The sequence below is a fragment of the Actinoplanes sp. CA-252034 genome (genome assembly GCF_050956125.1).
Taxonomy (GTDB): domain Bacteria; phylum Actinomycetota; class Actinomycetes; order Mycobacteriales; family Micromonosporaceae; genus Actinoplanes.
Window position 1 is genome coordinate 2,881,525 of sequence record NZ_CP191846.1, and the last position, 11,951, is coordinate 2,893,475.

The following is an 11,951-nucleotide window of genomic DNA, read 5'->3' on the forward strand; positions in this document are numbered from 1 at the left end:
TCTCCTCAACCATGGACGATGGCTCCTTCCCTGTCGCGGCGGGGGTGGACCCGCCCCTCCAGGATCAGGCGGGCGGTGCTGACGATCGCCGAGCGGCCGGCGTCGAGGTCGATGACCACGTCGGTGAAACCGGTCGGATGCTCCAGGCGGAACGTTCCGGCGGCCCCGGTGTGCGCGACGCTGCCGGGCATGGCCGCCGCGGTGCCGACGGTCACGGCGGCGAGGACGCCGATCGAGGCATGGACGCGATGGGGGATGAACATGCGCGTCGCGAGGCTGCCACCGCTTTCCGGCGGCGAGATCAGACACATCTTCGGTACGGTCGTCGTGCTCACATCTCCCAGTTGCATCATCGTGCCCGCGAGTATTCGCAACTGCTCCACCCGTCGGCACAGACGCGTGTCCGCCTCCAGTTCGGCCGGGGTCTCGCGCCCCGTGACACCGAGCGACTTCGCGGACATCAGCACGACCGGCATCCCGTTGTCGATGAGCGTGGCCGGCACCCCGTCGAGGTCGTCGAGGACGCGCCCGGTCGGCAGCAGCCCCGGCGCGACCGACCCGGCGGTGTCCCGGAACTCCACCTCGATCCGCGCCGCCGCCCCCGGCACCCCGCTCAGCGCCGTGTCCCCGGCGTAGGTGACCGCACCGTCCGGGGTGGACACCGAGACCACGGCCAGCGCTCCGGTGTTGACCATGCGCACGCGGACCGGGGTGACGTCACCGGCGACCGGGACCAGCCCGCGCTCGATCGCGAACGGCCCGACGCCGGCCAGGATGTTCCCGCACGGCTGCTCGGCGCTGACCAGCGGCCGGTCCACCTGCACCTGCAGGAACAGGTAGTCCACGTCGGCGGCCGGGTCGTCGGACCGGCTGACCACGGCGACCTTGCTGGTCAGCGGATGCCCGCCGCCGATCCCGTCGATCTGCCGAGGATCGGGCGAGCCCATCACCGACAGCAGCAGCGCGTCGCGTTCGTCCGGGTCGACCGGCAGGTCGGAGGCCAGGAAGTAGGCGCCCTTCGACGTCCCGCCCCGCATGATCACGACCGGGACGCTCACGGCTCGTCCACGTAGACGACGCCCAGCTCGGCGAGCAGCGGCCGCAGCCGGTACATGTCCAGGCCCAGCTCACCGTCGGTCAGCCGGGCCCGTTTCGACGCCTCGTTGGCGATCCGGTCCCGGGCCGCCTCCAGCACCTGCCCGGCCCGCTCGTGCGGCACGACCACGACACCGTCGTCGTCGGCCACGATCGCGTCACCCGGCCGGATCACCTGCCCGCCGACCACGATCGGGACGTTGACGGAGCCCGGGCTCGCCTTGACCGTCCCCTGCGTGCCGACCGCCCGTGACCACACCGGGAAGCCCATCTCCCGCAGGTCGGCCACGTCCCGTACGCCCGCGTCCAGGACCACCCCGATCGCGCCGCGCGCCCGTAACGACGTGGCGAGCAGATCGCCCAGCATCGCGTCGGTCGACGGCGACGTGGTCGTCACGACCACGACGTCGCCGGGCCGTACCTGCTCCACCGCCGCGTGGATCATCAGGTTGTCCCCGGGATGGCAGGACACCGTCACCGCGCTCCCGGCGATCCGGGCCCCGGTCTGGATCGGCCTGAGCTGCGGGGCGACCGCGCCGCGCCGCCCGTCGGCCTCGTGCACGGTCGACGCGCCCGCCTCGGCCAGCCCGGCCAGCACGTCCGCCGGCACCCGCTTCGAGGTCCGGACCACCATGTGCCGCGCCGTCACGACAGCTCCCGGGTGACCTGCGGGTAGAGCCGCATGTACGCCTCCGCATAGGTGTCGTCGGGCAGTCCGAGGTTCGGCCCCGAGTTGCGGGACGCCTGCAGACCACGCCGGCTGCCCAGCTCGGTGTAGTAGGTGTGCAGGTGCTTCTGCGCGGCCAGGATCCGCATCGCCTCCCGCTTGGCCTCCCACACCGGTGTGATGTCGAGCAGCACGTTCGGTATGAAGCCGCACTGCTCCGGCTGGTGCGGCTCGAAGCTGAAGACCGGCGGCGCGCCGATCACCTCGCCCGGCCCCTCGACACCGGGCGCCTGCGCCAGGATGCGGGACTTCAGCGCGATGGCGTGCGCGAACGCGTGGTCGCCGTTGTACGGGTCGGCCGCCGCGTGGGTGAGCACCACCCCCGGCTGCACCTCCCGGTACAGGTCGATCAGCCCCCGCAGCAGTGCCGGCGTCTCGACCAGTGGGTAGTCGTCGGCGTCGAAGAACCGGATCTCCGCGCCCAGCACCGCCGCCGCCTGCTCGGCCTCGGCCCGCCGATGGTCCTTGACCTGCTGCAGCGTGTATCCCTTGCGCCAGAGCGAGGCCGATTCGCCGCGCTCGCCGAAGCTCATGCAGCCGATCACCACGCGCCGACCACGGGAGGCCGCCAGGGCGATCGCGCCGCCGGCACGCCAGACGAAGTCACCGGGGTGGGCGGTGAGCACCAGGGTCGCATCGGTCATCGCATATTCCCGTCGATTACCAGCATTATTGTCAACAATCCGCGCGTCAGTTGATCCACGGGGGCGCGGGCACCCGACCGAGCCTAGGCGACAGGGTTCGTCGAAACAATTGTTGACAATCCTGTCGCCCGATGGGAACACTCGCGGCATACTCACGTCCCCGCTGGAACGTCAGGAGACCCGCCATGACCGTCCCCGCCAGCCGGCCCGTCATCGCCGTCCTCGGGCTCGGCGAGGCAGGCAGCCTGATCGCCGCCGACCTGGCCGCGGCGGGCGCGATCGTGCGGGGCTACGACCCGAAGGTGCCGGCGCCGGCCGGCGTAGGGGCCGCGGACAGTGACGCGGCCGCGGTCTCCGGAGCGTCGATCGTGCTGAGCGTCAACAGCGCCGCCGACGCGGTGGACGCGTTGCGTGACTCGTTGCCGGGCCTGCCCACCGGCACGATCTGGGCCGACCTCAACACCGCGACGCCCGGCCTCAAGGAACGTCTCGCGGCGCTCGGCGGCCGAACGGTACGGGTCGTCGACGTCGCCCTGATGTCCCCGGTTCCCGGCCGTGGCCTGCGCACGCCGATGACCGCCAGCGGTCCGGCCGCCCCCGAGCTGGCCGTGGTGCTGGGCGGATACGGCGCGTCGGTGGAGGTGCTGGACGGCCCGGTCGGCGCGGCCGCCACCCGCAAACTGCTGCGCAGCGTCTTCTACAAGGGCCTGGCCGCCGCCGTGACCGAGTCCCTGGAAGCGGCACGGGCCGCCGGGCTGGAGGAGTGGCTGCGCGGCAACATCCGCGAGGAGCTGATCCGTGGCGACGCCTCCACCCTGGACCGCCTGGTCGACGGCTCGCGCAGGCACGCCGTCCGTCGCCGCGAGGAGATGGCCGCCGCCACCGAGCTGCTCACCGATCTGGGTGTCCCGCCCCGCATCGCCCCCGCCGCCCGCGACGTCCTCGACGCTCTGATCGAGCAGCGGCCGACGCCCTGACCCGCCGGGCGGCTGACGGCGCTCCTACCGGCCGTGCCGCTCGCGGTTCTGGAGGCTCTCGGCGGCCAGTTCCAGCAGCGTCTCGAACGCGGATCCGGGGTTCGCCGGAGGCGGAATCGGGAGCGGGTCGGCGCAGCGGGCCAGTAGCAGGTCGACCAGGGCGGCCCGGTTGATGATCTCGTCGGCGTCGATAGCCCCCGGCAGGATGCGGATCTCCACCGTGTCGCGGATCGGCGTGTCGGTGAGCACCTGCGTCAGGTTGACGTCGAAGAACTTCGTGAGCCCGCCGTCGGAGGCCGCCTTGCGCAGTTCGCCGGTGGTCGGGTCGCCGGCGGCCGCGGTGACCAGCGGCGCCGGGAGCGGAGCCAGGCGCCGGCAGGCCGGGTTGGTGGCCAGCAGCTCCCGCAGTGCCTCCCGGTAGTGGGCGAACAACCGCACCACGTTGGCCAGCGCCTCCGGTGCGCGGAACGGCGCACCGTCGACGTGCAGGTGCACGGCCGCCTCGTGCGGGACGGTGAAGCCGAGGGCGCTGGCCGGTTCGAGCAGCTCGGCCAGCGCGGCGTGATGGTCGGCGGCGATCGGCGGGGTGACGATCTCGCAGGGGCGCTCGCGTTCGCCGCCGGCGGGGGAGGCCAGGGCCACCGTCGCGCCGGACGGGTCGTCGAGCCGGAAGATCCGGCCGTGCTGCTGAACCTCGGTGCCCCACAGGTGGGCCGCCGGCGCCAGGACCTCCGGCAGGTGGGCGCCCGGGTCGCACTGCAGCGCGAGCAGGCGTAGCAGCCGGGTGTCGTCGGTGAGGATCCGGTGCCAGCCGGGAATGGCGGGTGCCCGCGGATCCAGGCCGTGCATCAGGGTGACGTCGTCGACGAGCGTGCACAGCGGCTCCCCGCCTGGCCGCCGCACCTCGAAACCTTGCGTGAGATGCAGGAACCGCCCCAGGCCGGGGACCAGGGACGGCTCGCTGTCGTGGTGCCATACCGGCCGGACGCTGCCCCCGCAGCGTCCGGCCAGGTCCATGGCGAGGGTCCGCCGGCTGACCCCCGGAGGGGCCATCAGCTCGATCTCGAAACCGATGCGCCGGCGCAGACCCGGGGTCACGGCTGGATCGGCAGCGTCTCGCCGGCCTTCAGCCGACGTCCGGCCTCGACCTTCGCCGAGTACGTGTCGTCCAGCTTCCAGAGCTTGGCCAGTTTCTGGGCGTCCTCGCTGTCGTAGCCGGCCTCCCAGAAGGCGTTCGCCAGGCGGGCCTGCTTGCCCTCCTCGACCTGCTTCGGGTCCGGCTTGACGCCACCCGGGAGCGACTCCCCGGCGAGCAGCCGCCTGCCGGCCTCGGCCTTGGCGTCGCCCGGGTCGGCGATGCTCCACAGCTTGGCCAGGATGACCGCGTCGTCATAGTCGTAGCCCTGCAGGAAGAACTCCTCCACCTGCTTGGACAGCTCCGGGTCCTCCGGCTCCTCGGTCGCCGGTTCGGTGGGGTTGGGCTTGGCGGTGACCGGGAGGGTCTCCCCGGCCAGCAGCTTCTGCCCGGCGACCGCCTTGACCTGGCCGATCTTGTCAGCCGCGAGGTTCCAGAGCTTGGCCAGCTCGACCGCGTTGTCGTAGCCGAAACCGGCCTTGAAGTACGCGGCGATGCCCGCCTCGGTCTGCTCCTCGGTGAGTGCCGCGGAGGGGTCGAGGGTCTCGATCGGGGCGGCGACCTGGAAGGCCGGCGCGTTGCTCGGGGCCGGGGAGGCGGGCAGGATCGCCGGCAGCTGGGTGATGCCCGCGATCAGGCCGGCGCTCAGCGCCACCCCGCCCGCGGCCTGCGCACCGAACCGGCGCCACTTGTATTTCTTCGCCAGCTCCTCGACGCGGGCGTAGACCGCTGCGGGGTCCGGCGTCTCGGTCTCGTGCTTGGTGAAGGCTTCGCGCAGCCGGTCTCCGTGCTCGTTCACGACCTCTCCTCGGCGTGGACTCGTAGCTCCGACTGCTGATCGAGCCGGAGAATCTGCAGTGCCCTCGACGCGTGGCTGCGCACCGTTGCGGGCGCGCAACCCAGCAGGTCGGCGATCGTGTCGTCGTCCAGCTGTTCGTAGTAGCGCAACACCAGCACCGCCCGCTGCTTGCGCCCGAGGGCGGCAAGCCGGTGCCAGAGCGCGTCGGCCTCGACCACACCGTCCGCGTGGTCGCGGATCCCGCCGCGGGCGTCGTCGAGCTCGATCAACCGTTCCCCGGCCGCGTGGATGTGCCGCACCGCCCAGCTGCGCCGCCACGACAGGTACTCGTTGAGCACCATGCGCCGTACGTACGCCTCCGGTGAGTCGGCGTCACTGATGCGTTTCCAGCGGACCTGGGCGCGTGCCAGCACCTCCTGCACGACGTCCTGCGCCAGATCCCGGTCGCCGGTGAGGACGACCGCGTACCGGAGCAGGCTGGGCAGCCGGGCCAGCGCGAATTGCTCGAAGGTCACACCCCATCGACGCATCCCGGGGCCGAGTTGTGCAGTCGATTCCCAAGATTTTTCTTCGGGAACTCAAGTGATCTCAAACATTTACATGTCTAACTGTGACCGTCCGGTTACCCGCGCGTCTCATGTGGACCTGAGGATCCCTGTCACACATGCTCGACGCACGGGGGATTTTCATGCGCAAACAGCTCAGAAGAGCGCTCCTGGGAGTGCTGTCCGTGGTGATGGCCGCGGCAGGCCTCACGGTCACGGCCGGGCCGGCACAGGCGGCGCCCATCGGCGATCACGTCATCTTCTGGAACAAAGTCCTGCTCAAGACGTACCGGACGGTCGGCGGAGCGCCGGGGCCGCTGGCACGTTCCGGGGCGATGATGCACAACGCCATGTTCAACGCCGTCAACACCATCAACTGCTACAAAACGGGTACGTACGACGACTTCAACTGCCTGGCGATCGACTACACCGGCACCAACCCGATCACGAACTGGGCGAACCCGGATGTGGAGACGGCGATCGACTACGCCGCGCACACCGTGCTGACCAGCCTCTACCCGAACGTCGGCTTCAACGCTGACCTGACGGCCGCCCAGGACGGCATCGCCGTGGACGCCTCCCAGCAGCAGGGCCGTACGGTCGGTGTCAAGGCCGGGCAGAACATGATCTCCCGACGAGACCCCAACTCCGACCTGTCGGGGCTCAACACCACGTACACACTGATCAACGAGCCCGGCTACTGGCGGCCGACCGGATCAGGCAACGCCGCCACCCCCGGCTGGGGCCAGGTGGTGCCGTTCTCCCGGTTCAGCGATCAGTACAAACTGGCGACTCTCCGGCCCCCGCTTCCCGGCGGCTACTCGACCATGTCGTCCCTGCTGGCGAGTTCGGCGTACGCGGCCCAGGTCAACGATGTCAAGAGCCTCGGCCGGGCGACGGGCTCGACGCGTACCGCGGATCAGACGCAGGCCGCCTGGTTCTGGGCCAACGACCTCGACGGCACCTACAAGCCGCCGGGCCAGCACTTCGCGCACACCCAGACCGTGTCGGCGGCCCGTGGTCTCGACCAGATGGCCAACCTGCGGCTCTTCGCCCTGGTCAGCGCTGCCATGGCCGACGCCGCGGTGGTGGCCTGGGACGCCAAGTACCTGACACCGATCGACCTGTGGCGCCCGGAGTCGGCGATCCAGCTGGCCGGGACCGACAACAACGCCGCCACCACCGCTGACGCGGCGTGGAAGCCGCTGTCGGCCGACCGCAACGGGGTCAACTTCAGCCCCGCCTTCCCGGCCTGGATCTCCGGGCACGCCACCTTCGGCGGAGCCTGGGCCAAGACGATGGAACGCTACTTCGGCACCGACAACGTCACCTTCACCGGCGGCACCGACGACCCGCACGCGGTCGGCGTGACACGGACCTTCACCAGTTTCAGCGCGGCCGCGCTGGAGGACGCCCGCAGCCGGATCTATCTGGGCGTGCACTACGGCTGGGACGGGACGCAGGGCAACACGGCCGGCGCGAAGGTCGGCAACTACGTCGCCGACAAGCTGTTCCAGAAGGTGATCGGCGGCGGCACCTACGCCACCGCCCAGGTGTGTGACGAGACCGGTGACGACGCGGTCTACGCCAACCGGATCTACAGCGCCTACTACTGCCGGCAGGAGGGCTCCGGCTGGCGGCTCGTCTACTTCCCCTGGCCCTGACAGGTGGCCCGGGGCGGCTGTCGAACGTGACGGCCGTCCCGGCTCCCCGGGATGTTCACGTACGGACTCGGGCTGCCGATCAGAGAGGCCGACCCGACCAGTGGTGAACCCGGGTGTCCCGGAGAGGTGAATGATGAGCAACAGCGCAGCTGGAGTCATGTCGGTCCCAGGGGCCGGAGGTCTGGCCGACGTCGAGCTGCCGGCGATCGGTGACCCCGTCTTCCTGGTTCTCGGTGACGGCGTGAACCTTCGTTCCAAGCTCGAGTCCATCGACGGCGACACGTTCAGTGTGGCCGCCCCGCTGGAGACGACCGGCCTCGCGATGTTCGAGCCCGGTCAGGAGTTCGAGGTCTTCTGGGCACCGCCGCGCACCCGCGTGGTCCTGCCCTGCCGCCTCGTCGTGGTGTCCGGCAGCGCCCCGCTGCGCTGGATCCTCACCCCGTCGGGCCCCGCCCGGCACGACAACCGCCGCGAGTTCGTCCGCGGTGGCGCCGGCGCCGTGGTCCACCTGAACGCCGAGGTCAGCGGTCAGCCGGCCGAGGGTGTCCTGCTGGACATCAGCGAGGGCGGCCTGCGGTGCTGGATCGACGAGGCCACCTCCCTGACCCAGGGTGACCGGGTCGAGGCCACGGTCTGGCTGGGCACCGCCGAGGCGAAGCTGTGCGGCGTCGTCCACAACGTGCGGGACGCCCCTCACGGCGACCCCGGCCAGCACCTGATCCTCGTCTTCGACACGAAGGAGGAGCTGGCCCGTACCATCCGCCAATACATCATGGCCTGGGAGATCGGCGAGCGCCGCCGTAACAAGCGCACCGCCTGATTGTGCGGGCCCGCCGCCGATCCTGGTCGATCGGCCGCCGGAAACGGTGGTGAATCGACCAGGATCGGGAAGCCGGCGCGGGTCAGCGGCGGCGGCGCAGGGCTGCTCCGATGACGAGGAGCGCGGCCAGCCCGAGCAGTTGCCCACCCGCGACGATCCGGTTGACGTTCAGAGCCGGCCGCCAGTGGGCGTCCCCGTCGCGGATCACGAACACCCCGGCCGGGCGGGCCGAGAAGCCGAAGCCACCGCCGGACCCTTCGCCTTCGAGCTTCTCGCCGTCCTCGGGCGAGCCGCTCCCGGCGCCGGCCCCGCCCCCGCCGCGGATGACGGCGACCGGAACCACCGTGACCCCGTCGCGTTCGATGGGCTCGCCGAAGACACGCCCCGCGGCGGAGGCCCCGCTCCGGGCACGCTCGAGGATCTCGGTGGAACTGGGCTTGGACGGCATGGCAACACCCTTCGTGTGGGAGGTCTCCACCCAGGGTCCGCCTCTCAGCCGCTCGGCGCAGCCCCGCTCACGACAGAACCTGCGCCATGCTCCCACCCCGCGCGGCGCCGCTCACGATGAAGGCGGCCCCGCCCGGCGCGGCGTCGGTCATGAGCGGGCCGGTCCCGTGCTCCCCCGGATCACCAGCCGGGTGGCGACCAGATCGGTGCCGGCCCCCCGCGGCTCGTCGTGGATCTGCCGCAGCAGGGCGTCCACGCAGCGCCGCCCGACCTCGGCGAAGTCCTGGTGCACGGTGGTGAGCGGCGGCAGATACGACCCGGCGTCCGCGATGTCGTCGAACCCGACGACGCTGACGTCGGCCGGCACCCGATGCCCGTGCTCGTGAAGCGCGCGCAGCACCCCGAGGGCCATCTGATCGTTGGCCGCGAAGATCGCCGTGCAGTCCGGCTCCGCGGCGAGGCGCAGACCGGCATGGTAGCCGGAGTCGGCCGACCAGTCTCCGCGCTCCGGCGGCGGCACGGGGCGCCCGGCCTCTTCGAGGACCCGGCGCCAGGCGCCGGCGCGGCGCTCGGCGGCGAAGGACTCGACGGGCCCCGCGACATGCCAGACGCTGCGGTGCCCGAGCTCGAGAAGGTGCCGGACCGCCTGCCGCGCGCCGTCGGTCTGATCGGTGTCGACGACCGGGTAGCGCTCTCCGGCGTCGGAGTCGACGACCACCACGTGCACTCCGGGCGGGATGGCGACGGCGGACGCGTCGAGCAGGTGCACCTCGATGATGAGGATGACCCCGTCGACGGCGAGCTCGCCCATCCTGGTGAAGGCGCCCATGACGTTGTCCTGGGTGGGGGCGCCGACCGGGATGAGGGTTATCGCGTAGCCCTCGGCGGCGGCGTGGGTGGCGATCGCCTCGACGGTGCGGCTGTTGCCGATGGACGAGAGCCCGAACAGGATGACGCCGATGGTGTTGAAGCGCCCGTAGCGCAGGGACCGGGCCGCGCTGTTGGGCCGGTAGCCGAGCTCGCTCATGGCGGCGAGCACCTGCTCACGGGTGGTCCCGACGACACCGGCCGCGCCGTTGGCGACGCGGGAGACGGTCTGTGAGGAGACTCCGGCGAGGCGGGCCACGTCGGCCATGGAGACGCGTTGTTTGCGTCGGCCGCCGGGGACGTCCGAGGCGGCACGGAGCCGGGGCGGTTCGATGGTGATCATCTCCTTGACCGTGATTTGTGGCCCGTGCCACTATACGGCAGTCATGTTTACGTAAACATGACGTTCATGTTTACGTAAACACCCTCGGGAGGGGGCAGGCGTGACCCGTCGTTCATGGATCGGTTGGCAGTTCACCGGTCCATTTCTCGCGGTCTTCGGGCTGGTCTTCCTGGCGCCCATCGGGTACTCGGCATATCTCAGTGTCTTCCGCACCAGACTGGTCGGTGGCACCAGCTTCGTCGGCTTCGACAACTACACCAAGGCGTTCAGCGACCCGCAGTTCTGGGAGGCGCTCACCCGCGTCTCGCTGTTCCTGCTGATCCAGGTGCCGATCATGCTGGGGCTGGCGTTGCTGGTCGCGCTGGCCATCGACAGCGGGCGGCTCTACGGCACCGGCTTCTTCCGGATCTCGATCTTCCTGCCGTACGCGGTGCCGGCCGTCGTCGCGACCATGATGTCGAGCTTCCTGTACGGCGTCCGGTTCGGTCTCGTCGGCTCGCTGAACGAGACGTTCGGCCTGAACCTGCCGGACCTGCTCGCGCCGGACTGGATCCTCGGCACCATCGGCCACATCGTGACGTGGGAGTACGTCGGCTACAACATGCTCATCCTGTACTCCGGGCTGCGGGTCGTGGACACCGCGCTCTACGAGGCCGCGGCCATCGACGGCGCGAGCGAGTGGCGGATCATCCGGGCGATCAAGTTGCCGGCGCTGCGCGGGCCGCTGGTCGTGGCGACGATCTTCTCGATCATCGGCAGCTTCCAGCTCTTCAACGAGCCGCAGGTGCTGGACAGCCTGGCGCCCAACTCGATCACCACCTACTTCACCCCGAACATCTACGCCTACCAGCTCTCGTTCGCCGGGCAGCAGATCAACTACTCGGCCACCATCGCGCTGATCATGGGTGTGACCACGATGGTGGTGGCGTACCTCTTCCAGAGCCGTTCCATGAAGGGGGCGGCCTGATGACCGCCACGTCCACCATCCGGCCCGCGGCGCGTCGCCGGAAGCGCCCTCCGGTGGTACGTCGTGGGCGCGAGAAGACCAAGCGCAGCGTCGTCCTCACCGTCGCCACCGGTGTGATGGTGGTCTACGCGCTGCTCCCGCTGGTGTGGCTGGTGATCAGCGCGACCAAGAGCCAGGAGGACCTGCTCGGCACGTTCGGCCTCTGGTTCGGCCGGGACTTCGCCCTCTTCGACAACATCGCCGACACCTTCACCTATCAGGGCGGCATCTTCGGCCGCTGGGTCCTCAACACGCTGCTGTACGTGGTGGTGGGCGCCGGGGGAGCGACCCTGCTGGCGACTCTGGCCGGGTACGGTCTGGCCAAGTTCGACTTCGCCGGGCGCCGGGCGGTGTTCGCCGTTGTCCTCGGTGGCATCGCGGTGCCGCCCACCGCGCTGGCCGTGCCGACGTTCCTGATGTTCGCGAAGATGGGGCTCACCGACACCCCGTGGGCGGTGATCGTCCCGACGCTGGTGTCGCCGTTCGGCCTCTACCTGATGTGGACCTACTCGACCGACGCGGTGCCGAACGAGATCCTCGAGTCGGCGCGCGTCGACGGGGCGGGCGAGTTCCGTACCTTCTTCAAGCTGGCGTTGCCGCTGCTCGCGCCGGGCCTCGTCACCGTCCTGTTGTTCAACCTCGTGATCACCTGGAACAACTTCTTCCTGCCGCTGATCATGCTGAAGGACACCGAGCTCTACCCGCTCACCCTCGGCATCTACTCCTGGAGCACCCAGGCCAACACGGTCAACGGGGACGTCGTCTTCAACCTCGTCATCACCGGATCCCTGCTCACCATCGTGCCTCTCACCGTCGCCTTCCTCCTGCTGCAGCGCTACTGGCAGTCGGGGCTGGCGGCGGGGAGCGTCAAACAGTGAACCT

General features: G+C 70.5%; 13 protein-coding genes. 5 read left to right on the forward strand and 8 right to left on the reverse strand.

What is annotated here, in order from left to right; genetic code table 11:
- Positions 1 to 5: 5 nt before the first annotated feature.
- The 3 genes from ACQPZW_RS12950 to ACQPZW_RS12960 are packed head-to-tail and all read right to left on the reverse strand — an operon-like array spanning position 6 to position 2,466.
- On the reverse strand, positions 6 to 1,058 hold the full coding sequence (locus ACQPZW_RS12950) for a 4-oxalomesaconate tautomerase (protein WP_433795096.1): 1,053 nt from the start codon (positions 1,056 to 1,058) through the stop codon (positions 6 to 8).
- On the reverse strand, positions 1,055 to 1,744 hold the full coding sequence (locus ACQPZW_RS12955; protein WP_433795097.1) for a 4-carboxy-4-hydroxy-2-oxoadipate aldolase/oxaloacetate decarboxylase: 690 nt from the start codon (positions 1,742 to 1,744) through the stop codon (positions 1,055 to 1,057). Before ACQPZW_RS12955 ends, ACQPZW_RS12950 begins: the two co-directional genes overlap by 4 nt.
- The gene (locus ACQPZW_RS12960; protein ID WP_433795098.1) at positions 1,741 to 2,466 is read right to left on the reverse strand and encodes a PIG-L deacetylase family protein; all 726 of its coding nucleotides are present in this window, start codon (positions 2,464 to 2,466) and stop codon (positions 1,741 to 1,743) included. Before ACQPZW_RS12960 ends, ACQPZW_RS12955 begins: the two co-directional genes overlap by 4 nt.
- A gap of 185 nt (positions 2,467 to 2,651) precedes the next feature.
- Between ACQPZW_RS12960 and ACQPZW_RS12965 the strand changes: the two genes are divergently transcribed.
- The gene (locus ACQPZW_RS12965) at positions 2,652 to 3,443 is read left to right on the forward strand and encodes a DUF1932 domain-containing protein (RefSeq protein ID WP_433795099.1); all 792 of its coding nucleotides are present in this window, start codon (positions 2,652 to 2,654) and stop codon (positions 3,441 to 3,443) included.
- Between the two features lie 24 nt (positions 3,444 to 3,467).
- On the opposite strand, the gene ACQPZW_RS12970 is transcribed toward ACQPZW_RS12965, so the two are convergent.
- From ACQPZW_RS12970 to ACQPZW_RS12980, 3 genes are read right to left on the reverse strand one after another with little or no spacing between them, the layout of a single operon-like run.
- On the reverse strand, positions 3,468 to 4,541 hold the full coding sequence (locus ACQPZW_RS12970) for an amidoligase family protein (RefSeq protein ID WP_433795100.1): 1,074 nt from the start codon (positions 4,539 to 4,541) through the stop codon (positions 3,468 to 3,470).
- A complete protein-coding gene (locus tag ACQPZW_RS12975; RefSeq protein WP_433795101.1) occupies positions 4,538 to 5,377 on the reverse strand; it encodes a hypothetical protein in 840 nt (279 codons plus the stop codon). The genes ACQPZW_RS12970 and ACQPZW_RS12975 overlap by 4 nt, the downstream gene beginning before the upstream one ends.
- The gene (locus ACQPZW_RS12980) at positions 5,374 to 5,892 is read right to left on the reverse strand and encodes a SigE family RNA polymerase sigma factor (RefSeq protein ID WP_433795102.1); all 519 of its coding nucleotides are present in this window, start codon (positions 5,890 to 5,892) and stop codon (positions 5,374 to 5,376) included. Before ACQPZW_RS12980 ends, ACQPZW_RS12975 begins: the two co-directional genes overlap by 4 nt.
- A 173-nt stretch (positions 5,893 to 6,065) precedes the next feature.
- Here ACQPZW_RS12980 and ACQPZW_RS12985 point away from each other — a divergent pair, with 173 nt between their 5' ends.
- Together ACQPZW_RS12985 and ACQPZW_RS12990 are read left to right on the forward strand one after the other, a co-directional pair.
- Positions 6,066 to 7,586, forward strand: coding sequence for a vanadium-dependent haloperoxidase (locus ACQPZW_RS12985; protein ID WP_433795103.1), 1,521 nt, complete (start codon positions 6,066 to 6,068; stop codon positions 7,584 to 7,586).
- A gap of 157 nt (positions 7,587 to 7,743) precedes the next feature.
- Positions 7,744 to 8,406, forward strand: a complete 663-nt coding sequence (locus ACQPZW_RS12990; RefSeq protein WP_433795104.1) for a PilZ domain-containing protein — start codon at positions 7,744 to 7,746, stop codon at positions 8,404 to 8,406.
- Between the two features lie 82 nt (positions 8,407 to 8,488).
- Here the strand turns inward: ACQPZW_RS12990 and ACQPZW_RS12995 are convergent, their stop codons facing one another.
- Positions 8,489 to 8,854, reverse strand: a complete 366-nt coding sequence (locus ACQPZW_RS12995) for a spore germination protein GerW family protein (RefSeq protein WP_433795105.1) — start codon at positions 8,852 to 8,854, stop codon at positions 8,489 to 8,491.
- Positions 8,855 to 9,001: 147 nt separating this feature from the next.
- The gene (locus ACQPZW_RS13000; RefSeq protein ID WP_433795106.1) at positions 9,002 to 10,063 is read right to left on the reverse strand and encodes a LacI family DNA-binding transcriptional regulator; all 1,062 of its coding nucleotides are present in this window, start codon (positions 10,061 to 10,063) and stop codon (positions 9,002 to 9,004) included.
- Between the two features lie 100 nt (positions 10,064 to 10,163).
- Here ACQPZW_RS13000 and ACQPZW_RS13005 point away from each other — a divergent pair, with 100 nt between their 5' ends.
- Both ACQPZW_RS13005 and ACQPZW_RS13010 read left to right on the forward strand, forming a co-directional pair.
- The gene (locus ACQPZW_RS13005) at positions 10,164 to 11,030 is read left to right on the forward strand and encodes a carbohydrate ABC transporter permease (protein WP_433795107.1); all 867 of its coding nucleotides are present in this window, start codon (positions 10,164 to 10,166) and stop codon (positions 11,028 to 11,030) included.
- Positions 11,030 to 11,947, forward strand: coding sequence for a carbohydrate ABC transporter permease (locus ACQPZW_RS13010; RefSeq protein WP_433795108.1), 918 nt, complete (start codon positions 11,030 to 11,032; stop codon positions 11,945 to 11,947). Before ACQPZW_RS13005 ends, ACQPZW_RS13010 begins: the two co-directional genes overlap by 1 nt.
- The last annotated feature ends 4 nt before the right edge of the window (positions 11,948 to 11,951 follow it).

Coding starts and splice junctions, on each gene's coding strand:
- ACQPZW_RS12960 (WP_433795098.1), bottom strand. CDS start 2,466: ATGACCGATGCGACCCTGGTGCTCACCGCCCACCCCGGTGACTTCGTC.
- ACQPZW_RS12965 (WP_433795099.1), top strand. CDS start 2,652: ATGACCGTCCCCGCCAGCCGGCCCGTCATCGCCGTCCTCGGGCTCGGC.
- ACQPZW_RS12985 (WP_433795103.1), top strand. CDS start 6,066: ATGCGCAAACAGCTCAGAAGAGCGCTCCTGGGAGTGCTGTCCGTGGTG.
- ACQPZW_RS12990 (WP_433795104.1), top strand. CDS start 7,744: ATGTCGGTCCCAGGGGCCGGAGGTCTGGCCGACGTCGAGCTGCCGGCG.
- ACQPZW_RS12995 (WP_433795105.1), bottom strand. CDS start 8,854: ATGCCGTCCAAGCCCAGTTCCACCGAGATCCTCGAGCGTGCCCGGAGC.
- ACQPZW_RS13000 (WP_433795106.1), bottom strand. CDS start 10,063: ATGATCACCATCGAACCGCCCCGGCTCCGTGCCGCCTCGGACGTCCCC.
- ACQPZW_RS13010 (WP_433795108.1), top strand. CDS start 11,030: ATGACCGCCACGTCCACCATCCGGCCCGCGGCGCGTCGCCGGAAGCGC.